At 29.2% G+C, this 26,163-nt stretch carries 25 protein-coding genes; 4 read left to right on the top strand and 21 right to left on the bottom strand.

The features are described from left to right. Window positions 1–21: 21 nt before the first annotated feature. Complete coding sequence (locus C7N41_RS04755) at window positions 22–1,089, top strand: phosphomevalonate kinase (RefSeq protein ID WP_105964784.1); 1,068 nt, start codon at window positions 22–24, stop codon at window positions 1,087–1,089. 13 nt (window positions 1,090–1,102) lie between these two features. After that, a complete protein-coding gene (gene fni, locus C7N41_RS04750; protein WP_105964579.1) occupies window positions 1,103–2,137 on the top strand; it encodes a type 2 isopentenyl-diphosphate Delta-isomerase in 1,035 nt (344 codons plus the stop codon). An 87-nt stretch (window positions 2,138–2,224) separates the two neighbouring features. Here the strand turns inward: fni and C7N41_RS04745 are convergent, their stop codons facing one another. Beyond that, on the bottom strand, window positions 2,225–3,568 hold the full coding sequence (locus C7N41_RS04745; protein WP_105964578.1) for an RsmF rRNA methyltransferase first C-terminal domain-containing protein: 1,344 nt from the start codon (window positions 3,566–3,568) through the stop codon (window positions 2,225–2,227). Between the two features lie 88 nt (window positions 3,569–3,656). Here C7N41_RS04745 and C7N41_RS04740 point away from each other — a divergent pair, with 88 nt between their 5' ends. Beyond that, window positions 3,657–4,463, top strand: a complete 807-nt coding sequence (locus C7N41_RS04740) for a Cof-type HAD-IIB family hydrolase (protein WP_105964577.1) — start codon at window positions 3,657–3,659, stop codon at window positions 4,461–4,463. Between the two features lie 33 nt (window positions 4,464–4,496). Here the strand turns inward: C7N41_RS04740 and glpK are convergent, their stop codons facing one another. Beyond that, a complete protein-coding gene (gene glpK, locus C7N41_RS04735) occupies window positions 4,497–6,008 on the bottom strand; it encodes a glycerol kinase GlpK (protein WP_105964576.1) in 1,512 nt (503 codons plus the stop codon). A 17-nt stretch (window positions 6,009–6,025) separates the two neighbouring features. Beyond that, window positions 6,026–6,214 (bottom strand): 2-hydroxymuconate tautomerase, encoded by a 189-nt coding sequence (locus tag C7N41_RS04730; protein WP_105956004.1) that lies wholly within the window; start codon window positions 6,212–6,214, stop codon window positions 6,026–6,028. A 124-nt stretch (window positions 6,215–6,338) separates the two neighbouring features. Between C7N41_RS04730 and C7N41_RS04725 the strand changes: the two genes are divergently transcribed. Next, window positions 6,339–7,763, top strand: coding sequence for a C69 family dipeptidase (locus tag C7N41_RS04725; protein WP_105964575.1), 1,425 nt, complete (start codon window positions 6,339–6,341; stop codon window positions 7,761–7,763). Window positions 7,764–7,815: 52 nt separating this feature from the next. Here the strand turns inward: C7N41_RS04725 and rplS are convergent, their stop codons facing one another. The 18 genes from rplS to C7N41_RS04635 form a co-directional block, all read right to left on the bottom strand. Continuing rightward, on the bottom strand, window positions 7,816–8,172 hold the full coding sequence (gene rplS / locus C7N41_RS04720; protein ID WP_105964574.1) for a 50S ribosomal protein L19: 357 nt from the start codon (window positions 8,170–8,172) through the stop codon (window positions 7,816–7,818). A gap of 120 nt (window positions 8,173–8,292) precedes the next feature. Next, window positions 8,293–9,042 carry a tRNA (guanosine(37)-N1)-methyltransferase TrmD gene (gene trmD / locus C7N41_RS04715; protein ID WP_105964573.1) on the bottom strand — a complete coding sequence of 250 codons (750 nt, stop codon included), beginning with the start codon at window positions 9,040–9,042 and terminating at the stop codon, window positions 8,293–8,295. Then, a complete protein-coding gene (rimM, locus tag C7N41_RS04710) occupies window positions 9,032–9,556 on the bottom strand; it encodes a ribosome maturation factor RimM (protein ID WP_105964572.1) in 525 nt (174 codons plus the stop codon). Before rimM ends, trmD begins: the two co-directional genes overlap by 11 nt. A gap of 56 nt (window positions 9,557–9,612) precedes the next feature. Then, on the bottom strand, window positions 9,613–9,870 hold the full coding sequence (locus C7N41_RS04705; protein WP_105964571.1) for a KH domain-containing protein: 258 nt from the start codon (window positions 9,868–9,870) through the stop codon (window positions 9,613–9,615). 13 nt (window positions 9,871–9,883) lie between these two features. Next, entirely contained in the window at window positions 9,884–10,159 is a 276-nt protein-coding gene (gene rpsP, locus C7N41_RS04700) for a 30S ribosomal protein S16 (protein WP_105964570.1), read from the bottom strand. Window positions 10,160–10,249: 90 nt separating this feature from the next. Continuing rightward, a complete protein-coding gene (locus C7N41_RS04695; protein ID WP_105964569.1) occupies window positions 10,250–10,546 on the bottom strand; it encodes a hypothetical protein in 297 nt (98 codons plus the stop codon). Between the two features lie 17 nt (window positions 10,547–10,563). Further along, window positions 10,564–11,802, bottom strand: a complete 1,239-nt coding sequence (locus tag C7N41_RS04690) for a VWA-like domain-containing protein (protein WP_105964568.1) — start codon at window positions 11,800–11,802, stop codon at window positions 10,564–10,566. A gap of 6 nt (window positions 11,803–11,808) precedes the next feature. Continuing rightward, entirely contained in the window at window positions 11,809–12,966 is a 1,158-nt protein-coding gene (locus C7N41_RS04685) for an ATP-binding protein (protein WP_105964567.1), read from the bottom strand. Between the two features lie 62 nt (window positions 12,967–13,028). Beyond that, window positions 13,029–14,510 carry a signal recognition particle protein gene (gene ffh / locus C7N41_RS04680; RefSeq protein ID WP_105964566.1) on the bottom strand — a complete coding sequence of 494 codons (1,482 nt, stop codon included), beginning with the start codon at window positions 14,508–14,510 and terminating at the stop codon, window positions 13,029–13,031. Window positions 14,511–14,531: 21 nt separating this feature from the next. Then, window positions 14,532–14,873, bottom strand: coding sequence for a putative DNA-binding protein (locus tag C7N41_RS04675; RefSeq protein WP_105964565.1), 342 nt, complete (start codon window positions 14,871–14,873; stop codon window positions 14,532–14,534). A gap of 21 nt (window positions 14,874–14,894) precedes the next feature. After that, the gene (gene ftsY, locus C7N41_RS04670; protein ID WP_105964564.1) at window positions 14,895–16,268 is read right to left on the bottom strand and encodes a signal recognition particle-docking protein FtsY; all 1,374 of its coding nucleotides are present in this window, start codon (window positions 16,266–16,268) and stop codon (window positions 14,895–14,897) included. Window positions 16,269–16,272: 4 nt separating this feature from the next. Beyond that, window positions 16,273–19,824, bottom strand: coding sequence for a chromosome segregation protein SMC (gene smc, locus C7N41_RS04665; RefSeq protein WP_105964563.1), 3,552 nt, complete (start codon window positions 19,822–19,824; stop codon window positions 16,273–16,275). Window positions 19,825–19,851: 27 nt separating this feature from the next. After that, the gene (gene rnc, locus C7N41_RS04660; RefSeq protein WP_105964562.1) at window positions 19,852–20,544 is read right to left on the bottom strand and encodes a ribonuclease III; all 693 of its coding nucleotides are present in this window, start codon (window positions 20,542–20,544) and stop codon (window positions 19,852–19,854) included. 70 nt (window positions 20,545–20,614) lie between these two features. Beyond that, the gene (gene acpP / locus C7N41_RS04655; protein ID WP_105964561.1) at window positions 20,615–20,863 is read right to left on the bottom strand and encodes an acyl carrier protein; all 249 of its coding nucleotides are present in this window, start codon (window positions 20,861–20,863) and stop codon (window positions 20,615–20,617) included. A 49-nt stretch (window positions 20,864–20,912) separates the two neighbouring features. Beyond that, entirely contained in the window at window positions 20,913–21,953 is a 1,041-nt protein-coding gene (plsX, locus tag C7N41_RS04650; protein ID WP_105964560.1) for a phosphate acyltransferase PlsX, read from the bottom strand. A 16-nt stretch (window positions 21,954–21,969) separates the two neighbouring features. Then, window positions 21,970–23,988 (bottom strand): ATP-dependent DNA helicase RecG, encoded by a 2,019-nt coding sequence (gene recG / locus C7N41_RS04645; protein ID WP_105964559.1) that lies wholly within the window; start codon window positions 23,986–23,988, stop codon window positions 21,970–21,972. 60 nt (window positions 23,989–24,048) lie between these two features. After that, window positions 24,049–25,725 (bottom strand): DAK2 domain-containing protein, encoded by a 1,677-nt coding sequence (locus C7N41_RS04640; RefSeq protein WP_105964558.1) that lies wholly within the window; start codon window positions 25,723–25,725, stop codon window positions 24,049–24,051. A 41-nt stretch (window positions 25,726–25,766) separates the two neighbouring features. Continuing rightward, window positions 25,767–26,126 (bottom strand): Asp23/Gls24 family envelope stress response protein, encoded by a 360-nt coding sequence (locus C7N41_RS04635; RefSeq protein WP_105964557.1) that lies wholly within the window; start codon window positions 26,124–26,126, stop codon window positions 25,767–25,769. Between the last annotated feature and the right edge of the window lie 37 nt (window positions 26,127–26,163).

The raw sequence follows: 26,163 nt of genomic DNA, 5'->3' as shown, positions 1-26,163 counted from the left end.
ATTAGAAAGGAAATGGTTGTTGTGATTTCTGTTAAAGCTCCTGGTAAATTATATATTGCTGGAGAATATGCAGTTGTAGAAAAAGGAATGCCATCTATTGTTGTAGCACTTAATCAATTTATTACTGTAAATATAAATGAAACTAATAATGTTTATGGCCAGATTAATTCAAAACAATATCCAAATAGTATAGTCAAATGGAATATTATAAATAATAAATTTCAAATGATTAGCAATAATATTAATAATTTTGAATACGTTATTTCTGCAATGAAAATTACATTTAATTATATTATTTCTTTGGGATATAAATTGAATTGCTTTGACATTAATATTGATAGTTCTTTAAATAGTTCAGATGGAAAGAAATATGGATTAGGATCATCTGCTGCAGTGACGGTTGGAATTGTTAAGGCTATATTAAAGTATTATGATTTAAATATTAGCTTAGAAAAAATTTTTAAATTATCATCCATTGCACATTTAGATGTACAAGGTAATGGTTCATTGGGAGATATTGCTGCTAGTGTTTATGGTGGATGGATAGCTTATAGTTCTTTTGATCGTAATTGGTTAAAGAAGCATAGAAATATTGAAGTTGAAGAATTAATTAATTTAATTTGGCCAGAACTAAGAATTGAGCCCCTAACCCCACCAGCTAATTTGGAATTATTAATTGGTTGGACTGGAACTCCAGCTTCAACTTCTTCGTTAGTTAATAAAGTTGAAAAAAATTATGATAAAAAAGATTACAATACATTCTTATCTGACAGTAAAAAATGTATAAATAGAATGATAAGCGGTTTTCATAAAAAGAGTCTTAGGTTAATTCAAAAAGAGATATTAGTAAATCGATTACTTTTAAACAAATTAGGTAAATTTACTGGCATTAATATCGAGACTCCTAAATTAAATAAATTATGTCAAATTGCTATTAAAAATCATGGTGCAGCTAAATCATCAGGCGCTGGTGGTGGCGATTGCGGTATTGTAATCATTGATAAAAAGTCATCTAAAAATAAAATTATAGATGAATGGAAAGATAATGATATTCAAAGTTTAAATTTAAAAATTCATAAGAACTTATAAAGAAGGTGTATATATGACCAGTCAACATTCTCAAAGAAAAAATGAACACGTATCTTTAGCAGAAAAATTTTTTGATAACCATAGTAAATCAGGATTTGATAATGTTAGATTTATACATCAAAGTTTACCTGAAATTGATTTAAACGAAATTGATCTATCAACTAACATTCAAGATTTAAAATTAGATTTTCCTTTTTATATCGAAGCCATGACTGGTGGAAGTGATTATACAAAAAAACTAAATGATAAGTTGTCTAAAGTTGCTCAAGCTACCGGGATTGCAATGGCAACTGGTTCTCAAAGTGTAGCATTAAAAGATAACAGTACTGTTGAATCTTTTGCTATCACAAGACAAAATTATAATGGACCTATCTTTGCAAATATTGGTGCTTCTCATAGTTTATCCGATGCTAAAAAAGTTATCAAAATGGTTAATGCTGATGCCCTAGAGATTCATGTTAATGTTGCCCAAGAATTAATTATGCCTGAAGGAGATCGTAAATTTTATTGGTTAGATAATATTCAAAATATTGTTAATAATATTAATATACCTGTCATAGTTAAAGAAGTTGGTTTTGGAATGGCAAAAGAAACAATTCAGAATTTAAAAAATATCGGTGTTAAAAATATTAATATTAGTGGTCGTGGTGGAACAAATTTCGCTACAATTGAAAATTTTAGAAGACATAATAAAGAGTTAAATTATTTGTCTAATTGGGGCCAAACTACTGTAGAATCTTTACTTGAAGCTTATAGTTTTTCAAATGATCTTTCTATAATTGCATCTGGAGGCATAAGAAATCCATTAGATATAGCCAAATCTATTGCTTTGGGTTCTAATGCTGTTGGAATGTCTGGTTTTATATTGAACAGTGTTATTAAAAATGGTGTTGAAGAAACTATAAACCTTATTAATGAATTTAAAAATGGTTTAAAAATTATAATGACCCTACTTTCTTGCAGAACAATCTATGAATTACAACAACAAAAGCTTGTTTTAGATAGTAATTTAGTTGCATATTTACAGCAAAGAAGTTTATCATATTGATTTTCTTTTTTGTTTTTTATTTTAAGTTAAAGTAACTTTTTATTTATTACTAAAATAWAAAAAAAAGGACTATTTCAGTCCAATTTTTTAAGCCTTAAATCTTAATCCTTTAGGCATAAAGTTTTTAACTATTCCATTTACAACCTTTCCAAAAGCGAATGGTTGATCATCACAAATTAAAAGATACCAGCCTTTTTCTAAGGATTTATCGCAACTAATCGTATCACCATGTACATAATTTTTCCATTCTTCTTTTGAAACATTCAATTCTTTATTAAATAAATCTTTATGAATTGATAAAGCTAAAGCGTAACTAGGTTCAAATCTTTTCTTTTTAAATGTTCCTAAATGTAATCCAGGACGCATAACTTTTAATCCTTTAAGTTCAGGAAGTCCCTTTTCAAAAGTATATAATTGTTCGCCAAAAGTAACTAGATTTTCAGGTATAAAATTAGTCATATTTTTACTAGCAAATTGTTTCCATAATTTATTTTGTTCAGAGCTTAAATTACCTTTTAAGAATTTTTTTATCTTTTTAGGATTACCCTTTTCTGAATTTACTAGTTTGGCAATAAAATGACCTTCTCCTTTAAACTTATTAGGAAATAATCTAACCGTATTTTTTAGTTCTTCATTACCATCTGACCATTCAGGATGTCCATATGACATTCCAGAATATTTTTTTATTGGTTCAATAGTCAAATCAAAATTATTAATCATCCATGAAACAATTTGTTCATCTTCTTCAGGAGCAAATGTACAAGTAGAATAAATTATTTTACCACCTGGTTTAAGCATTTTAATTGCTTGTTTTAGTATATCTTTTTGTCTGTTTGCACACTCTATTGGATATTCTAAATTCCAATATTTAGTGGCATCGGGATTTTTCCTAAACATTCCCTCACCAGAACATGGGGCATCTATAAGAATAGTATCAAAAAATTTAGGAAAATGTTTGGCGAGATTATTGGGATTTTCATTCAAAACAATAGCATTCTGAATTCCAAATCTTTCTACATTTTCGGCTAGAATTTTAGCTCGTTTATAGTCTATCTCATTGGTAACTAAAGTCCCTTCATTTTTCATATAACTAGCAATATGGGTAGTTTTTCCACCAGGCGCCGCACATAAATCTAAGATTTTTTCTCCAGGATGAACATCAGACACTTCTCCAACATACATTGCACTGGGTTCTTGAGAGTATATAGCACCACTTTGATGATCAACACTCTTTCCATTAATTTCTCCATAATAACCATATTGACAATATTCAATTGGATGAGTTAAATCTTCATTTTCTGGTAAATTCTCTTTTAATGGATTAATTCTAAATCCAGGATTAGTTGATGATTCTAGACTATTAAAAAATGAATCAGCATCATTTCCTAACAATTTTTTATACTTTTTTTTAAAATCTAAAGGTAATTGCAAAATAAAACTCCTTTATAATTAATTGACGATTAAATATTTTTTGGTTAGTATATTAATATTACTGTAAAAATAGAGGTGATTAAATATCATGAATAAAAAATTAATTGCCATTGATTTAGATGGTACAACATTAAACAATAATTCAGAAATTTCTCAAGAAACGATTAATGTTATTCAAAAAGTTATTTCTAAAGGCAATATGGTAAATATTGTAACTGGTCGTCCTCCAAGATTAGTAGAACATCTATACAATCAATTAGGTTTCAATAACCCAATGATTACATTTAACGGTAGTTTAGGTTATAATCCAGCATCTGTTTGGTCTGAAGCTTACCAATACAATATAGATAAAAATATAGTATTTGAGTTATTAAACAAGAGTGAAGAAATTGGTATTAACCTTATGACTGTTGAAGGAAAAGATTTATTTTTAGCAAATAAATCTGCAGATGAGTCTGTTGGGTTCTTTCCCACCAATTTATCAAAAGATGAAATCATATCTAAAGATACATTAACAGAAAATCCTATTTGCTTAACTCTTCATGTAGATAAACAAAAGAAAGAAACTTTTATCAATTATGTTAAACAAAATTATGGTGACATATTAGAAGTATCTCCTTGGGGTGGAAAAGATCCAATCATTGAAGTAGCCGCTAAAGGAGTCAGCAAAGTCACCGGAATTAAAAAATTAGTTAATTATTATGGAATTAAGCAAAATGATGTCATTGCTTTTGGTGATGAATTTAACGATGAATCTATGATTAAATACGCTGGATTAGGGGTTGCCATGAAAAACGGTCAACCTAAAATAAAAGAAATTGCCGATGACATTACAAAATTTGATAATAATCATAATGGACTAGCAGAATATTTAAAAGAATATTTTAAAATTTAGAAAGCTTTCATAAATTTTATGAAAGCTTTGTTATTATCTATTTTTAATTTTTCTAAATGTTTGAGTGGCTTTAACAGCTGCTTGCCATCCCTCATAATAATTATTAATCTTATCATCAGTAAGTTGAGGCTTAAAATCATCTGATGATTTATGATTTTCTTTTATTTCATCAATATTAGACCAATAACCAACTGCTAATCCAGTTAAATAAGTTACTCCTAAAGCAGTAGTTTCAGCAATACTAGATCTTTCAATGTCAACATTTAAAATATCTGATTGAAATTGCATAAGATAATCATTCTGTGCTGCTCCACCGTCTACCTTAAGTTTATTTAAAGATAAGCCAGTTTCTTTAGACATGGTATCAACAACATCTTTAGTTTGGTAAGCCAAAGAATCTAAAGTTGCTTTAACAAATTCTTCTCTTGTTGTCCCCCTAGTCAATCCAAAAACAGAACCTCTACTATCTTGATCCCAATATGGAGCACCTAATCCAGTAAAAGCAGGAACTACGTAAATATCATGATCATTATTAGTGTTTTTAGCCATTCTTTCAGTTTCACTAGCATTTTTAATGATTCGCATACCATCCCTCAACCATTGAATTGCTGAACCTGCAACAAAAATACTACCCTCTAGAGCATAATTAATCTTACCATCTAAACCATAAGCAATTGTAGTTAACAAACCACAATTAGACAAAGTTGGCTTATTACCAGTATTCATCACAATGAATGCACCAGTTCCATAAGTATTTTTAATGTTACCAGGTTCTAAAGCCAATTGACCAAATAATGCTGCTTGTTGATCTCCTGCTATTCCGGCTATTGGAACTTGTACTCCAAGGAAATTATAACCAGATGTATAACCATAAATTTCTGAAGAAGACTTAACTTTAGGCAACATTTGTTCAGGAATGTCCAATAAATCTAATATCTCTTTATCCCATTTTAAAGAATTAATATTAAATAACATCGTTCGACTAGCATTAGAATAATCAGTCGCATGTACATGCCCACCTGTTAGTTTCCACAATAACCAAGTATCAATTGTTCCAAAAAGTAAGTCACCTTGATTGGCTAGTTTTCTGGCATCTTTAACATTGTCTAAAATCCATTTTATTTTAGTAGCAGAAAAATACGAGTCTATCACTAAACCTGTTTTTTGATGAATCATGTCTGAATATCCACCATCTTTTAATTTATCAGCAATATTACTAGTTTGCTTGGATTGCCAAACGATTGCATTATAAATAGGCTCTCCTGTAATTCTGTTCCATACAACGGTAGTTTCACGTTGATTAGTAATTCCAATGCCACGAATCTTGTAAGGTGGAATTTCTGATTTAATAAGTGTTTCAGAAATAACAGATTGTACAGCACTCCATATTTCATTAGGATCATGTTCTACCCATCCTGATTTAGGAAAATATTGTTTAAATTCTTTTTGTGACTTATTTACAATATTACCTTCATGATTAAACAAGATGGCACGAGCACTAGTGGTTCCCTCATCTATTGCCATTAAATATTGTTTGTCATTCATAATATTACTCCATTAATTTACTTTTCATCACTTTTTAGATTTCCGCCAACACTATATCTATTCTTTTGCATTTCATTTAAAACAATATGTACATGTTCAGCAGGTGCTCCTGTGTTTTTTACAATTGCTTTTGTAACGTCTGATACTAATCCTTTAATTTGTTCTTCATTTCTTCCTTCAATTAAATCAATATGTACGATTGGCATATTTATCGCTCCTAATTTTTAATAATAATTAAATTATACTTGAAAAATATACCCAGTTCAATTTTATAATATACTCAATAATTAATGATACAATGTTAGTAATCATTTGAAAGGAAGCGATTATTTGTCACAGTATCCAAATTATTCTGCTTGTACTAGTATATTAATTGGTAAAAATGCTTCAATTGATGGATCTACTATCATTGGTAGAAATGAAGATTGTAAAGCTACTTGGCCTAAGCACTTTGTTGTTCATCAACATACAGAGTTTCAAAAATATCAACAATTTAAATCTAATGATAATAAATTTCAGATTAAATTACCTAAAATTCAATATAAATACACTGCTACCCCTGAGTGGACAGATAAGTATGGCAAATTTGAAGAAGATGGTATTAACGAGTATGGGGTTGCAATGAGTGCTACAGAAAGTGCATATGCTAATAATCATGTACTGGGATATGATCCATTAGTAAAAGATGGTATTGGCGAAGAAGCAATGGTAACAGTTGTTTTACCATACATTAAATCTGCCAGACAAGGTGTAAAGCGTTTAGGAAATATTATTAGTAAATATGGTACTTGTGAATCTAATGGAATTTTATTTTCTGACAACGAGGAAGTATGGTATTTAGAAACTGGATCTGGACATCATTGGGTAGCAATGAAAATTCCTAATGATTGTTATGCAGTTGTATCTAATCAAATATCTATCAGACAAATTAATTTTAACGATAAAGATAATTTTATGTGGTCAACCGGGATCCAAGAATTTGTAAAAAAGAACAAGTTAAATCCAGATATAAATGGAAAATTTAATTTTAGACATATATTTGGAACACATAATTTAACAGATGTTTATTATAATAATCCTAGAGTATGGTATGGACAAAAAATGTTTAATCCAGAACTTAAACAGCGTCCAGAAAGTCATGATTTACCATTTATAAGAAAAGCATCAAGATTATTATCAATTGATGATGCTAAATCATTTTTATCATCACATTATCAAGGTACTCCTTATGACCCTATTGGTAATGGATCTAAAGAAGATAAAACTAAATATCGTCCTGTTAGTCTAGCCAAAACTCAAGAAGCTCACGTATTGCAAATAAGGCCTAAAATGCCTCCTGAAATAGCAGGGATTCATTGGCTTGCAATGGGTGTTGCTGCACAAAGTGTTTTTGTTCCATTTTTTGCTGGAATTAATGACACTTTAAGTGAATATAAAAAAGGAAAACTAGAATACAATCCTAAGTCAGCATATTGGATATTTAAACTTGTTGGAGTACTAGTAGATCCACATTACTTACAATTAAATGACCTTTTAAAGAATACTCAAGAAAAACTAAACATCAACATGAGACAATTTATATTAAAAATAGATAGCGAATATAATAATCAAGAAGATTTATCCAAGTATTTAACCAAAATGTGTAATAGCAATGCCAGAAATGTCCTTAAAGAATATCAAAAACTGGCATACCAATTAATATCAATGTCTACTGACTTCTCAAAATTGAATTATAAACAAGACTTAAATCTATAGAAAAAAGCCTACAATCGATTGATTGTAGGCTTTTATTAGTCGAAAATTAATATTAACGACGACGTGCTTCTTTAATACGAGCTGATTTACCATGACGATCACGTAGGTAGTATAGCTTAGAACGACGTACAGCACCGCGACGTGTAACTTCTAAATTAGCAACACGTGGTGAATGTAATGGGAAAATACGTTCAACACCAACACCTGAAGTAATCTTACGAACAGTGTATGTAGCTTGAATACCTGTTCCGTGACGTTTGATAACAACACCTTCGAATACTTGGATACGTTCATTAGTACCTTCAACAACTTTAACTGAAACTTTTACGTTGTCTCCAGCTCTAAATTCTGGAACATCACTCTTAAGTTGTTCCTTGTTAATTTTTGAAATTAATTCGTTTTGACGCATAAATAATAACATCCTTCCAACTAGCACTCATGCCAATTATTACGACAGCGGAATACCGTTTTATTTTGACTAATACAATAGCCAAATAGAATATTAGCACAACAATAAAATATTGTAAAGCTATTTTTCTTCTTCAATCCTAACATCAGCTAATAATTTTTTCTGAGTAGCTGTCAATTTGTTATGATCAATTAAATCTGGTCTTCTTAAATAAGTTTTCCTTAATGCTTCTTTTTGTTTCCATAGAGCAATTTTTTGATGATTTCCGCTGGTTAGCACTTCTGGCACTTTCATTCCTCTAAATTCAGCAGGTCTAGTATATTGAGGATATTCTAACAAACCAGTAGAAAAAGAATCCCCTGGAGCTGATTCTTGGTTGCCTAGTACCTCAGGTAACAGCCTAACTGTTGAATCAATCATAACCATCGCTGGTAATTCTCCACCTGTTAAAACAAAATCACCTAATGAATATTCATCAGTTATTAAAGACTTAATTCTTTCATCATATCCTTCATAATGACCACAAATAAAAGTTAAATGTTCTTCTTTAGATAAATTTTCGGCAGCTTTTTGATCAAATTTTTTACCAGCGGGATCCATTAAAATAATTTTCCCTTTAGGAATATTTTGCTCTTTTGCTTGATTTTGAGTGTAAGCCAGTGCATCAAAAATAGGCTGAGCTTGTAATAGCATCCCTGCGCCACCACCAAATGGATAATCATCTACATGATTATGTTTATCAGTAGTAAATTTCCTAAAATCGGTTACATTAATATCCAATAAATCATTTTCTTTTGCCTTACCAATAATTGATTCACCCATTGGGCCACTAAACATATCTGGGAAGAGACTCAAAATATCAATTTTCATCATCTAGCCCTCCAGGAACTTCAACGATTATATTAGAATTTTCAAGATCAACCTTTTTAATTACTTGATCAATTTTTGGCAAAAGTAAATCTTCCTTATCCTTACGTTCAACCACCCATACATCATTAGGTCCAAGTGACATGATATCTTTAATTTTACCTATATATTCATCATTAATATCAATAACATCTAAACCCATAATCTGATGGTAAAAGTATTCGCCAGGTTTTAAATCTTTAGCATCTTGTTGATCTTCAGATATTTTTAAAGAAGAAGGTTTTAAGTATTCAACATCATTAATTGTAGGTTTACCTTCAAAATGAAGTAAAATAAAGTTTTTATGTTTTCTAGCACTATCGATAATAAGCTTTTCTTTATCTCCATTATTAAGAAATGCATAAACTACATTGCCAACTTTAAAACGTTTTTTAGGAAAATCGGTAATGGAAGTTACCCTAACTTCACCTTTAATTCCCTGAGTATTAACAATTTTACCAATATTATAATAGTTCATATATATACCTCATTTTGTATAATAAAAAACTCTTAAACAAAACACAAAGGTTTCATTTAAGAGTTTTTATTTTTGCCATCTTCAATAATTAAACGAACACGCTTTTTGCTAGAAATACGCGCACTATAAACAATCGTTCTGATTATTTGTGCTACATGTCCCTTTTTACCAATTATTCTACCAATATCATTAGTATTAGTGAATAAATGATATTCGTAAAAACGATCCGATTCACTATGTGTAATAGCAACATCCTCTGGATATTCCACCAGTGGTTTTACAATTTTTTTAATAAGCTTATCGAAATTAGTCATAATTACTTATCACTTATTTCTTAGCATATTTAGCTTCGTGATATTTTTTCATAAGACCAGCATCAGATAATAAGTTACGAACAGTATCTGATGGTTGAGCACCCTTATTTAACCATTCGAAGATATCATCTTCTTGTAGGTCAACAGTGCTTGGTTGGGTAACTGGGTTGTAAGTACCAACCTTTTGGATGAAACGACCATCACGAGGGCTGCGTGAATCAGCAACAACAACACGGTAGAAAGGACGTCTCTTTGATCCCATTCTCTTCAAACGAATTTTAACAGACATTAATAAACACCTCCTGCTTTTCTTTTAACGATATTAAATATAACAGTTATTTAGATGCTTGTAAAGGTTTTTTTCTTTACACCATTAATTTTATTTAAAATTATTTAATAATTCGTTTTTAGCATCACTTTTTAGATATAAATCATTTTTCACTATAAAATTATGCACTGATTTATAATTATAAAAATCTATTTTGGTTTCACATAAATTGGCATTAATTATCTTTTTGGCAATAACAATCGCATTAGAAGAAACTTTATTAGCATAAAGTGGATTATCATCATATTCATCGCTAATTTTATCTCTTAAAACAGCAAATGCATTTTTAACATCTATATTATTATTAACAGCAGTTATTAAAATATCAGGTTCTAAAATATCATTCATAGTAAATCACCATTCTCTTAATTAATATTTGTAATCCTTATAACATTACCAATTCTTTTATTAATGGATAAATTGTTAGAACTATCTTCTAACACCCATAAGACATTATTAAATCCATAATTATTAACGTTTTTCTCACCCAATCCATCAGTAAATATAATACAAAAATTATTTTCTAAATGTTTAATGTGGATAAAATCAAAGATAGATTGATAACTAGTACCACCATTCGATACTCTGTCATATCGTATTTTTTGTGAAGATTTTACTCTATACGCATTCTGTTCATGGATTTTAGCATCAAATGGATAAATAATTATATCTATTGGATATAATCTAAAAATATCTGATATTTGGCTTATTGCTAAATTTAAATAATTATTACTAATAGATCCGGAATTATCAATAAAAATAATAATTGATTTTAAATTGCTAGATATTTTGCCTGGAAGCTCCATTCGGTATGACTGTCTTCTATTAAATCTTTTAATGGACATACTTTCACCAAAAGGAATTTTACTAACACCCTTTTGAATATATTTACGCCAATTAATTTGCTTATTGTTTATTTTATCTAATTGTTCATTAACTGCGTTAGGTAATTTACCTCTATTTTTATTTCCCATCTTACTTACTGTATGTTTGATAAGATTTCTTATTTTAGAATATTTGGCACCATCACTGACATTCATTTTTTTAAAATGCTTATGATCATCCATCAATTGCATATCACTATTACTAATATTTTTGCGTGCTTTACTATTTGAAATAAATTGCTTTAATAAATTTACATATTCATTTGAATCCTTAAATTTAGGAAGTTTTATATTATAAAAATAAGATAGTTTTTCAATAGTAAAGGCATTCTTAGGTAAAAATTTGACATATTGATTAACTGATATGTCAGCAGCAATGCTCTCAACTTTATTAGGATTATTATATCTAATTGGATGTAACCATATGATATGCATAGATAAATGTTCTAAATTAGCTGTCAAATCATTATTAGATTTTATATTATTTACAAATTGCTTAGGATTATATGTCAATAACAAATTATCTTTTTCCCATTTCAAAGCAAATGTAGAATTTATATTATAATCACAAACACGATCTAAGTTAATTAGTAAATATCCATATAATTCTCCATGAGACAATCCGTAAATTATATTTTGACTAATAGCCTTTCTAATTAACAAATCTTGATTATCTGAACTAGTTTTATTAATAGCTGATATAAGATTATTTATATTCATATAATATCACCTATATATCGATAAAATAATATTTTGAAAATGAGTATAAAGAGCTTTTATATCATTATTAGATACATCATTGATTTTGGCATATATTGATTGCAATACTTCTGTGTTATTAGCAACATAAATTGCAATTCCATATCGACCATCTGGACTTAATTCATCCAACAATGAATCAACTCTTTTAGCAATTCTAGGTTCCCATTCTACGACTTTATTAATCATTTGTTCTAATAGCTTATTCTTTTTAAACTCATCTAATTGTTCAAATCTTTTTAAAACTTTAGGAAAATCATCATTAAACATTTGGTCAATAGATAGTGAATTAAAATAATTTTTTATAAAATACAAAAAATTAGAAGCAACCTCACTACCAACATTTCCAGCAATTAAATCAAATTTAATATCATAACTAACATTTTCATATTCAGGAATTTCCATAATATCAGATACACGTTTCCAAGCTCTCGGCGTTGGATTTATATCATTATCACTGTTATTTATAATTAACATATTTTGATTATTCTCAATATATTTTATTACAGCTGAATTGATGTTTTGCTGTGCTTGGTTATTTTTACTTTTAGCCCACAATAGCCAGTCAGAAACATTAACATCCATTACAATCCTGGTAGTACGATCTTTGATAGCTGAATCACTAGAAAAAACACTATATTCACTATCTTCAAATCCATTCATTGTGGAATCAGGATTTTCAGCAATAATGATCTTAACTTGTTTAGGTAATTTTAATGAATTAATTTGTCTTTGTAGAACCAAATTCATTAATTCACTTTGAACACCATTGGAACCACGATTAAATTCATCTAAAAACCAATAAATATTAGTATGGGGATTTTGTTCAGCATATTTTATAATCTCAATTAATGTATGAGAATATCCATATTGAACATCAGCTAAAGTACCATAACCTTTAGTATTAATAAACGATTTATCTGTTAAGGGTGGTACTGGAATACTTAAATCACCTTTTTCAGATAGACTAACTACTGTAGTGAATAATTTTGCATTATTTCTATTAGCTAAATCTTCTACCAATGCTGATTTACCAACACCAGCTTCACCAACAATACTAGGTACATTGTTACTATTTAATATTATATTAACGGCAGATAAAGTATCTTGATAACCCAATGCCATAAAATTACCTCCCTATTAAAATAGACATAACTACTGAAATATCAGTAACTATGTCTATTTTTTTAATGACGTTTTTTATTACGACGTTTTTTATTTTTGTTCATTTTCTTACTCATTTTTCTGCTCATACGTTTCATTGCCATTTGTGATAATTTACCAGATAATCCAGATCCACCCATACCAGGCATACCAGAAGCACCATTACCACCCATGTTACCGAGCATGTTCTCCATTCCAGACATATTACCTTTAGACATCTTATTCATCATAGTCTTCATTTGATTAAATTGTTTAATCATTCGATTAACTTCTTGAATAGGACGACCACATCCTCTAGCAATACGGCGTCTTCTAGAAGGATTTAATAAATCAGGATTATCCTTTTCTTCTTTAGTCATAGAATAAATAATGGCTTTAATATGTTCTAAATCCTTAGGGTCCATATTAATATTTTTTAATGCAGGATTATTAGCCATCCCTGGAATCATTTTCATTATATCTTCCAAAGGTCCCATTTTTTGGATTTGATTTAATTGATCTAGGAAATCTTCAAAACCAAAAGTATTGTTTTGCATTTTTTCAGTAAGCTTTTGAGCTTCTTTTTCATCATAATCCTTTTGAGTCTTTTCAATTAATGAAAGAATATCTCCCATTCCAAGAATACGAGAAGCCATTCTATCTGGATGGAAGACATCTAACGCATCCATTTTTTCACCTTGACCAATAAATTTAATAGGCTTTTGGGTAACTTCTCTAATAGATAGAGCAGCACCACCACGAGTATCACCATCTAATTTAGTTAATACAACTCCGGTAATATCTAAAGCATCATTAAAGCCTTCAGCAGTATTAACGGCGTTTTGACCTGTCATTGCATCAACAACTAATAGAATTTCATCTGGATGTGTTAGTTCCTTAATATTTTTTAACTCATCCATTAATTTTTCGTCAATTTGTAAACGACCGGCAGTATCAATTAATACATAATCATTATGGTTTTCTTTAGCTACTTGCATTCCCTGTTTTACTATTTCAATAGGATCCACATCTGTTCCTTTTTGAAATACAGGAACATCAATCTCTTTACCAACTTGTTCCAACTGATCAATCGCAGCTGGACGATAGATATCGGCAGCAATTAATAATGGGCGAGCATCTTTTTCATTTTTTAATTTTAAAGATAATTTACCAGCAGTAGTAGTCTTACCAGCACCTTGTAAACCAGCCATCATAATAACAGTCGGTATCTTTTCAGATTTATTTAATGGAGTTGCTTCTTCCCCCATAGTTTTAGTTAATTCTTCGTCAACAATTTTTACAATTTGTTGAGCAGGATTTAAACCTTCAAGCACATCAGCACCTTTGGCACGTTCTTGAACGGTTTTTACAAATTTTCTAACAACTGAGAAGTTAACATCGGCTTCTAATAAAGCAAGACGAATTTCTCGCATTGTTTTTCTTAAATCAGATTCTGAAACTTTACCTTTTCCACGAAGATTACGCATTGCTTTTTGTAATCTTTCGGTTAGTCCTTCAAATGCCATTTAATTCCACCACTCTCAATTTTACTTTTCTTCTGTGTGTTCTAATCTATCAACTAACTGTCTTAGTTTAGTATCTTTGGGATAATTAGCAACCACATAATTTTTAATTGCATCCGCTTCATCATTTCTAGTCATAAAATCTTTATACAAATGCAATTGTTGTTCATAATTTTCTAAAATTACTTCTGTCCTTTTAATGTTATCATAAACTGCTTGTCGGCTCACATTAAATTCTTCAGATATTTCTCCTAAAGAATAGTCATCAGCATAATAAAGTTGTACATAATTAGTTTGTTTATCTGTAAGTAAAGGACGATAAAATTCAAATAAAGAATTTATTCGGTAATTCTTTTCAATTTCCAATCGAAATACCTCCTAAATCAATTATTTTATTAATCCCTTAAACAATCCATATACATAATCATTTGCATCAAATTTGCTTAAGTCACTTACTTTTTCACCTAAGCCAACATATTTTACTGGTAGATGCAGTTCATTCCTAATTGCTAAAACAATACCACCCTTAGCAGTACCATCTAATTTAGTTAAAATAATTCCGGTAACATCAGTTGTTTCTTTAAATAATTTAGCTTGATTTAAAGCATTTTGCCCAGTAGTTGCATCTAAAACTAATAAAACTTCGTGTGGTGCTTCAGGAATTTCTCTAGTTAATACTTTCTTCATTTTAGATAATTCATTCATTAAATTAACTTTATTTTGTAGACGACCTGCTGTATCAACAAATAAGACATCATAATCTTCTTCTTTTGCTTTATGAACTGCTTCATATACAACTGCAGACGGATCACTCTTTTCAGGCTTTTTAACAATATCAACTTGATCTCTTTTAGCCCATTCATCTAATTGTTCAATTGCACCTGCTCTAAAAGTATCGGCTGCAGCTAGTAAGACTTTTTTACCATCTTTCTTATACTTATCTGCCATTTTCCCAATGGTAGTAGTTTTACCAACACCGTTAACTCCAACAAATAAAATAACAGTAGGACCATTTTCAGCCATATTAATTTTAGTTGATTCATCATTACCAGCTTGATCATAAATATCAATCATCTTTTGAATGATAACATTTTGAACATCTTCTCTATTTTTGGCGTTTTGTAATTTAACTTCTTCTCTTAATTGATCAGTTAAATTAACAGCCATATCAAATCCAACATCGGATTCAATTAAAGTATCTTCTAAGTCGTCAAAGAAATCTTCATCTACTGATCTAAAATTAGCAAACAAGCGATTTAACTTTTCACCAAAGGTAGATCTAGACTTTGAAAGTCCCTTTTCAAATTTATTAGATTCTTGTTCTTGTTCTTGTTCTTGTTCTTGTTCTTGTTCTTGTTCTTGTTCTTGTTCTTGTTCTTGTTCTTGTTCTTGTTCTTGTTCTTGTTCTTGTTCTTGTTCTTCAGAATGACTTTTATTTGCAGGCTTGTCAACTGTTTCAGCAGTTTTTTTATCATCATTTTCTAAATAGTCTGTATCACCGTTAGCAGAATTATTAATTTTAGAAGTATCAAGATGAGAATCACCATTTTGTTTTGAATTTTCATTTTTTACATTATTTTCAGATGAATTTTCATTTGTATTTAGATCACTTTTGCCTTCATTGTCATTATTTGATTCTTGATTATTATTCAAAGAAGATTCTTGTGTTTTATTTTCTTGTTTCTCCTTTTGTTCTTGTTGTTCGCGTTGTTTTTCTTTATCTTTTTTAGATCTACGCTTAAATATGTCAAATAAACCCATAATTCTAATCCTCCATTGAAGTAAATTTATTTAAATTAGCTGATACAACTTCTGAGACACCAGAGTTTTGCATTGTAACACCATATAATGTATCAGCATACATCATTGTCTCTTTACGATGAGTAATAATAATAAACTGAGTAATTAAATCTAACTTACTCATATAATTAGCATATCTATCAACATTTTCTGCATCCAAGGCTGATTCAGCTTCATCTAATATACAAAATGGAACCGGTTTAACCTTTAGAACCGCAAATAGTAAAGAAATAGCAGTTAAAGCCTTCTCACCACCAGAAAGTAGAGACATATGACGATACTTTTTACCAGGTGGCTGTGCCATAATTTCAATTCCAGTAGTTAACAAATCTTCTGGATTAGTTAGAATTAATTTTGCTTTTCCACCGCCGAATATTTCAGTATAAACACTTTTAAATTGATTAGCAACTTTATCAAAAGTATCTTTAAATTTAGCTTTAACAGTATCGTCTATTTTATTCATAGTTTCTGTTAACTGTTTGCTTGAATTTTTTAAATCATCTGATTGTTTAACTAAAAATTTATAGCGTTCAGAAACATCTTTATATTCTTCAATCGAAGATATATTAACATGACCCAGATCACTAATTTTTCTATTAAGTATTCCAATATTATTTATAATGTCCTGATAAGAAAATGATATTTTTAATTGTTTAATCTTATTAGAATTCATTTTATATTTATCCACAAGTTTATTCTTGAGCTTATTAATTTTCTCACTCAATTGCACATGATTATTTGATAATTTATTATATCGGCTATTTACATCAATATAGGAATTTCTATAAGCATCCAATTTTTTATCGTAATCATTAATTTTTGATTGAATAATATCAATGTCAGCATCACATTGAGACAATTCTTCTTTATTTGAGGAAATTGATAATTTTAGATTACTTATTTCATGTGAATTATCTTTTTCACTCATACCAATGTTAATTTCATTTTGTAAATTAATTATTAAATCTTTTGTTTCATTAATACTATCATTAATTTGATCTAATTTTTCAATATTATCAGCCTTTTTATCACGATAATTATTAATCTTTTCTTTATAAACAGCTAAATTAGATTTATGGTTATTAACTTTATCATTTAAGTCATTTTTTAAAGAAGACAAAGTACTAAGTCTTTCTTTAATATCATTAGATGATCTTTGATTAATTAATAACTTCTTATCTAAGTTGGCCTTTAAATTTTTACTTTCTAATTGTTGTGCATCATAATCATCATTTTCATTATTAGATGTTAATAATTCAATAGACTCAATTTCTCTACTTTTTTCCTTTAATAGCTTTTCATTAAAAGAATTATTATTTTTATAATTAATAATTTCATTAGATAAACTATGAATTTTATCTTCCAATGTATCTAATTCATTTTTGATTTTGTTTTGTGCTTTTTCTTGTCCTGGAATACTCTGTTCGATAATTTGTAAGTTATTTTTAGCAGCAGAAAATTTTTCTTTCAAGCTAACTAACTTATTCTTTTGAGATAATATTCCATCATAATGTTGTTTATTCTTTCCACCAGTTATTGAACCACCAGCATTAATAATCTCTCCATTTAACGTAATAACACGATTAGTATGATGAATGGAATTACTTATATCGGTTGCAGAATTTAAATCTTGTGCAATGATAACATTTCCTAATAAATGTTCTTTAATAATACGTAAATTATCATCAATAGATACTAAATCAGACCCAACACCTATAAATCCAGGATTATTTTTACATAGCTCTAACTTATTTGAATTAATAAATCTTTTAGATAAACTATCTATTGGTAAAAATGTTGCTCTCCCCAGATGATTTTTATTAAGGTAATTTACAGCAGATTTTGCATCATAAGTATTTTTAACAATAATTTGTTGTAATTGGCCACCTAAAGCAGTTTCAATAGCTAAAGACTTATCTTTATCAACAATTAAATAATCAGAAACTGCTCCATATATTCCACCCAGTTTATTTTTTGCATTAAGGATACTTTGAGATCCACGATAAAAGTTTGAATGATTATCCTGTAAGCTTTTTAAACTATTAAATTGAATTTTTAAATTTTGATATCTTTCTAAGCGTTTATACCAATTCGATTTAATTTGCTTTAATTTATTATCGATTAAATTTAGTTCATTCTTATTATTATCATATTCATTCTTCAAATTGGAATATTGATCTTTTAATGCATTTATATTTGAATTATCTTTGTCTATTTTGTCCTTAATTTTATTTAAATTTGACTTAGCATCATTGAGTCGGCGCTTTTGATTAATATTTTGAGCATCGTTTTGCTTCCTAGATTTCTCTAAATATCTTTTCTTATTATTAAGATCTGATATTTGCTGCATTATATTTAAATAATCAGATTTTAAATTTTCTTGAGCTTTATTCTTATCATCAATCTCTTTATTAATATCATTTAAATTACTATTATTTATATCTTCTGCAATTTTTTGAGCATATTTAGATAAATCTTCAATTTTTAAATTATATTGAACTTGCCTATCATTTAAATCAGATTTTTCTTGTTTTAAAGAATTTAAATATTCCTGTTTTTCGTCTAAATTTTTCTTTTTAAAATTTAAATCCTGTTTTGATAAATTTTGTTCTCCAGAAACTTTTTCTAATTTTTGAGAATTAACCAATAACTGATCTTGTAATTTTTCCTTGATATTTAGTTTATTTTCCAAATTTTTTTTATAAATACCAATTTCACTAGATACATTATTTATTTTATCATTTAGGCTATTTTTACTGGATTTAATGTTATCTAAATTAATTGCATTGGTATTATCTTCATCTAATAAATCTTTTAATTCAAGAACCAATCTTTGTATATCAAGTTTTTCTAATGCATCTTTATTTTTTAAATATTTTTTAGCATTGATACTCTGCTCTTTTAAAGAATCATTTCTATCCTTTAATTCATAGATAATATCTTCAACACGATCTAAATTTTCTTTCGTTTGACTAAGTTTTAAATTAGCATCATGTTTTTGATGTTTATATTTAAAAACACCAGCAGCAGTTTCAATAATAGAACGTCTTTCTTCAGGTTTACTATTAAATATTTTTTCAATATTACCCTGTGAAATGATAGAAAATGATCCAAGTCCCATTCCAGTATCCATAAATAAATTATTAATATCTTTTAATCTACATTCTTGATTATTAATAGAATACTGGCTTTCACCACTTCTAAAAAGCTTTCTAGCAATTATTATTTCAGAATAAGGGCTATTAATATATTGGTCTGTATTATCAAGAGTCAATTTTACTTCAGCACGATTTACTGCTTTGTGTGTACTAGAACCAGAAAAAATGATATCTGGCATTTTAGTGCCACGAAGCGTTTTAGCGGACTGTTCACCTAAGACCCATCTAATAGCTTCAATAACATTACTTTTACCACTACCATTTGGACCGACTATTTCGGTTAAACCATTATTAAAATTAATTTTTGTCTTATTAGCAAAAGATTTAAAGCCAATAATTTCTAATGATTTTAACTTCAAATTTAATTCCCCATTCTAAATTTTAGATTATTCTAAGTATTGTTTTAAGGCCTTTTTAGCAGCACCTTGTTCAGCGTTTTTCTTAGAATGACCTTCCCCAACGCCTTCTTCTTTGTCATCAATAGTAACTGAAACTTTAAATCTACGATCGTTGTCTGGACCATTTTCATCTAATAAGTGATATTCAATTTCAACAGGTCCATTTTGTTGAGCCAATTCTTGTAATTCAGTTTTGTGATCAAAAAATTCATCAAACCATCCCTCATCTAATTTAGGGAAAATTACTTGATGACAAAACTTAACTACTGGATCCATCCCTTGATCTAAGTAAACAGCACCAATAAATGATTCAAAAATATCACATAATAGAGAATCTCTTTCTCTAGCGTGTGCCTTTTCTTCACCTTTACCTAAGCGAATGTATTTATCAAAATGACATTCTCTAGCAAAACTACTAAAACTATGTTCATTAACCATAGCTGCTCTCAGTCTTGTTAATCTCCCCTGTGGTAATTTAGGATATCTTTTAAAAATATAATCTGATACTACTAATTCATAAACCGCGTCACCCAAAAATTCAATTCTTTCATAAAATTTTAAATTTTTGCCTGGATGTTCATTAACGTATGAAGCTTGAGTAAAAGCTTCATCTAATAAAGATTCATCATGGAATTTTATTCCAAAATTTTTTTCTAATAATTCATCGAACTCTGCTATCATTTAAACTTCCTCCATATTATTAAAAACAATAAAAAGCGATTACCCTTTGAGTAATCGCCTTATAAATTATCTATTTATTGTCTGAGTTGGACATTACATAGTCTACAGCTTCGTCAATGGTTTGAATTTTTTCAGCATCTTCATCTGAAATTTCAGTATTAAAAGTGTTTTCAAGATCTAAAACAAATTCAACAAAATCAATTGAATCAGCATCTAAATCTTTTTGGAAATTTAAACTACCACTAACTGAATCACGATCAACGCTAAATTGATCTGCAACCATATCGGAAATTTTATTCAATACTTCTTCTTTGTTCATTTAGCTTTCCTCAAATCTATATTAAATTAGTATCTAAATTATACCAGATTTATTTGTTTTTAGCATTTTGTTTAATTTCTGCCATTTTATCTGAATGTTCATCAAAATATGAAACAACATTATCAATTGTTTTAGAATCAATCATTGATTTAATTTGGAAAATTGTATTTTTAATGGTAATGGCTTTACTACTTCCATGCGCCTTAACAACGGGGGCTTTAGTTCCCATTAAAACAGCACCACCATATTGAGAATAATCCATTTGTTTGCCAATTTTCTTAAATGTAGGTTTTAACATCAATGCCCCAAATTTTGATTTTAAACCAGCAGACATAATATCTCCCTTAATTAAGGTTAATAATGATAAAGCAGTTCCTTCAATTGCCTTTAATGCAGCATTACCAGTAAAGCCATCAGTAATAACCACATCAGCAGCACCATTTAGTAATTCTCTTGATTCAACATTACCAATAAAGTTTAAATTATTATCTTTAGATAGTAACTCATTAGCTGCTTTATGCAAACTATCACCCTTATCAGCTTCTGTCCCATTGTTTAATAATCCAATTCTTGGGTTATTAATCTTTCTAACATTTTCAGCGTAATATTTACCCATAAATGCATATTGATATAAGTTAAATAATTTAGATTCAGCATTAGCACCAACATCTAGCATAACAAAGTTATCATGTTCTGGATCATTAACAATTGGTAGAGTAGTAGCTAATCCCGGTCTATCAATACCTTTAATTCGACCTATGATAAATAATCCAGCTGCTAAAATGGCCCCAGTATTCCCAGCAGAAAAGAAAGCATCTGCTTCATGATTTTTTACTGACTGAGCAGCCATATCTAAACTAGAATTTTTCTTTTTCATAACTGCTTTAACTGGTTCTTCAGCCATTTCAATTATTTCGTCGGACTGAATCAATTCAATTCTTTCTTCATTTTCAATTAGTGGCTTAATCTTATCAATTTGTCCAAATAATTTAAATTCAAGATCTGGATATTCATTTCTAGCCAATTCCACACCTTTAACTACTTCTGTTGGTGCATAATCTCCACCCATAGCATCAATTGCAATTTTCATCTTGTTTCTCCTTTAATTAATCAAATATTTTTTTGTTATTTTCGCTGACATATTCAAATAATTTACTGTATTTAGTTTTCCAATCACTTTGACTAACAATTTGAATAGCTTCTTGTTGTGCAATATTCAACATTGTTAAGTCAGCAACTGGATCGCCAACCTTAAAGTCTGGCACTCCAGATTGGGCATTACCCATTACATCCCCTGGGCCTCTAAGTTCAAGATCCTTTTGTGAAATAATAAAACCATTATTACTATCAACCATTACGTTCATTCTTTTAGCACCAACTTCAGTTTTAGGATCTGCTACTAATAAACAATATGATTGATTTTTTCCACGACCTACTCTTCCTCGTAGTTGATGTAATTGGGCAAGACCAAAATGATCAGAATTAAATACAATCATCATCGTTGCATTACTTACATCTACACCAACCTCAATAACTGTTGTTGAAACTAAAATTTGTAAATTATTTTTTTGAAATTCACCCATAATACTATTTTTTTCATCATCATTCATTTTTCCGTGTAAAAGTCCAACTTGATATTTAGGTTCAAAGATATTTTTAAAACTTTCATAAATATTAACCGCATTTTTCATATCAACTGCTTCGGACTCTTCAACTAAAGGAGTAACAACATAGATTTGTTCTCCAGATGATAATCTGTCATTAATAAATGGTAAAACAGATTTAAATTGATTTTCTCTTATCCAAGAAGTTTTAACTGGTTGTCTCCCAGCTGGTAATTTGTCAATTACTGATACATCCATTTCACCATATGAAGTAATTGCTAAAGTTCTAGGAATTGGGGTAGCTGTCATTGCTAAAACATTGGTTCCTTTACCCTTTTCTCGCAAATTTTTTCTCTGATTGACACCAAAACGATGTTGCTCATCAATTATGGCTAATCCTAGATCAGCATATTCAACACTATCTTGAATTAATGCATGTGTACCTATTATTAAATTTACTTCTCCATCTTTTATTCTTGGAAGTAATTCCTTACGAGCAGATTGTTTAGTATTACCGGTTAATAATGACACATTAATATTAGTATTTTCAAATAATTTAGCTAATTTATTAGCATGTTGTTCAGCCAAAATTTCTGTTGGTGCCATTAAAGCAGCTTGATACCCAGCATCAATACATGCATATATTCCTAATACTGCAACAATAGTTTTACCAGAACCAACATCTCCTTGTAACAGTCGATTCATTTGACGATTAGATTTAAGATCCATAAAAATCTCATTAACAACTCTTTTTTGAGCATCTGTTAATTCAAATGGTAATTTATCAATGAATTGGTCTATTTTGGTTTGATCAAATTTAATAGATAGACCTTTATTTTGATTAACCGACTTTAAATTTTGCAAACGCATTTGAAATAAAAAGAATTCATTAAATTTAGCAGTTCGACGAGCTAACATTGCTTCTTTTTTTGTTTTCGGAAAATGCATGTCATGAACAACCGTCTTGAGATTTTCTAGTTTATATTTATTTCTTAAATCATCAGGAACAATATTAAAAATACAATCTTTATATTCTTCATATGCTAACTTTACTGTTTCTTTAATAGTACTTTGTCTTACATGTTTATTAGTAGGATAGATGGAACTCATTTGATTACTATCGCTAGACTGCAAAATTTTAATGCCGGCCATAGATGAACGATTTTTATCAAATCTACCATAGATTAAAACTTCTTTTCCTACCGGTAACTGCTTTTTTAACCATGGCTGATTAAAAAAAGTGACCTTTACTATATCGTCATTAATTAAAAATCGAATATTTAGTATATTCCTTCTACGACCATAATGAACAACTGTAGGTTCAGAAGCAATAGTTCCCTTTAAAGTTACTTTTTCTTGATCAACAATATCATTAATATTTTTAACTTCAAAATCATCATATCTAAATGGATAATAAGATAATAAGTCAAAAATAGTATTAATTTGAAGTTCAGATAATGCTTCTTGTTTTTTAGGACCCACGCCCTTAAGAACTGATACATTATCTTTTAAATTTTTCATAAAATCAACTCCTAATCAAGAAAATAATAAATAAAAAAACCGGAGTAACCTCCGATTGATTTATTCTACTGAAACTAAAAATGGATAAACTGGCTGATCTCCTTCATGAACTTCGATTTCAAGATAAGAATCGATTTTTTCTAAAGCAGATTTTACTTTGTTAGCTTCCTTTTCATTAGAATCACTACCATAAATGATGGTAATAACTTCACTATCTTCATCTAACATTTTTTGAACCATTTGAACAGCAGTATCAACAGAATGTTTCCCAGTAATTTGAATATCACCATCAACAATACCCATAAAATGGCCTTTTTTAATATCAACACCATTTATATTGGTATCTCTGACAGCATAAGTTACTTCTCCACTTTTAACCGTATCTAACATGTCTTCCATTGAACCAATATTTTCATCTAATGAAGCAGTTGGATTAAATGATAAGACGGATGTAAGGCCCTGTTGTAAAGTTTTAGTATGAACAATTTTAGTAGGTATATCTGAAACTTCGGCAGCTTGTTCAGCGGCCATAAATATGTTTCCATTATTAGGCAAAACAATAGCTTTTTTAGCATTACTACTATTAACAGCGTCCACAATATCTTGAGTGCTAGGATTCATTGTTTGTCCACCCTTAATAACGTTAGTAACACCTAAACTACGAAATAATTCTCCTAGTCCATCACCTGATACGATTGAAATAATCGCAGTTTCCTTAGGTGTATTATCTTCTTTAGCCGATTTTTTATCATCTTTTTCAATAATATCCTCTTGTTGTAGACGCATATTATCAACCTTAACATTAGCTAAATCACCAAATAATTGTCCCCAAGCAAGTACTTTTCCTGGATGCTCAGTGTGAACATGAACTTTAACAATTTCATCATCGTTAATAACTAATAAAGAATCACCTAATTTAGCTAAGTATTCATAAAATTTATCGTAGTCAAAATCATATTTGATTTGTTTTCCGCGACCAATTCTAACCATTATTTGTGTACAATAACCATACTTAATGTCTTCAGGATTTAACTTGCCTTGTGCACTTTCATCACTTTGTTCGTGATTAGCGTCTATCATTTGACTCATTTCAGCAGCGTTAGGTTGATGACTTGATTCTATTTTTCTACCATTTAGTACATCACTAAAGGCTTTAATTACAAAAAATAAGCCTTGACCACCAGAATCAACTACCCCTACTTGTTTTAAAACATCCAACAAATCAGGAGTTGATTTTAAAGCAATATCAGCACCATTAGTTAATTCATCAAATAATTCAGCTAAATCTTGCTTATTGGAATCCTTTCCAGCTTGAGCAATTCCTTTGATAACTGTCAAAATTGTACCCTCTGTAGGCTTCATTACAGATCCATAGGCAATTTTAGCACTATTAATGAATGCATCAGTAATATCATTTGCATCCAATTCTTTTTTATCTTCAACAGATTTAGAAAAGCCTCTAAAAATTTGTGAAAGGATAACCCCAGAATTACCCCTAGCACCCATTAATAATCCTTTAGCTAATGACTTTGCCAAATCGCCAACAGATTCACTATTATCTTGGTCTACATATTTAGCACCACTAGCAAAAGACATGCTCATATTTGTACCAGTATCACCATCAGGAACTGGAAACACATTTAAAGAATTAATAAATTTTGCATTATTATTCAAAGTTATAGATGCTGCTTGTACCATCTGATTAAATTTTTCGCTTGTTATATTTGAAACAGACAACTACAATAAACCTCCTCCGATTAATCACAATCAATTAGTTATTAGTCTAAGACTCTAACACCTTGAACAATAACATTGACTGCATTGGCAGAAATGCCAAGCATCGTTTCTAAATTATATTTCACTTTTGATTGAACATTTTTGCAAACTTCTGAAATTTTTGTTCCAAAGCTCACAATTATATTTACATCAACAGAGATTCCGTTGTCATTTTGACGAACAACAACACCTCTTGCATAATTATCTTTTTTTAAAATATCATTAACATTATCTCTAATTTGATTTTTGCTAGCCATGCCAACAACCCCAAAGTTATCAGTAGCAGCACCGCCAACAACAGTAGCAATGACATTGTTATCAATATCAATTAATCCATGTTTTGTTTTAATTTTTACGGCCATAACCATAGCCTCCTTAGAAGATAAATTTTCTAATATA

This window comes from Apilactobacillus micheneri (assembly GCF_002993975.1).
Taxonomy (GTDB): Bacteria; Bacillota; Bacilli; order Lactobacillales; family Lactobacillaceae; genus Apilactobacillus; species Apilactobacillus micheneri.
The sequence above is the reverse complement of the archived record's forward strand: the minus strand, read 5'-3'. Positions and strand labels throughout refer to the sequence as shown.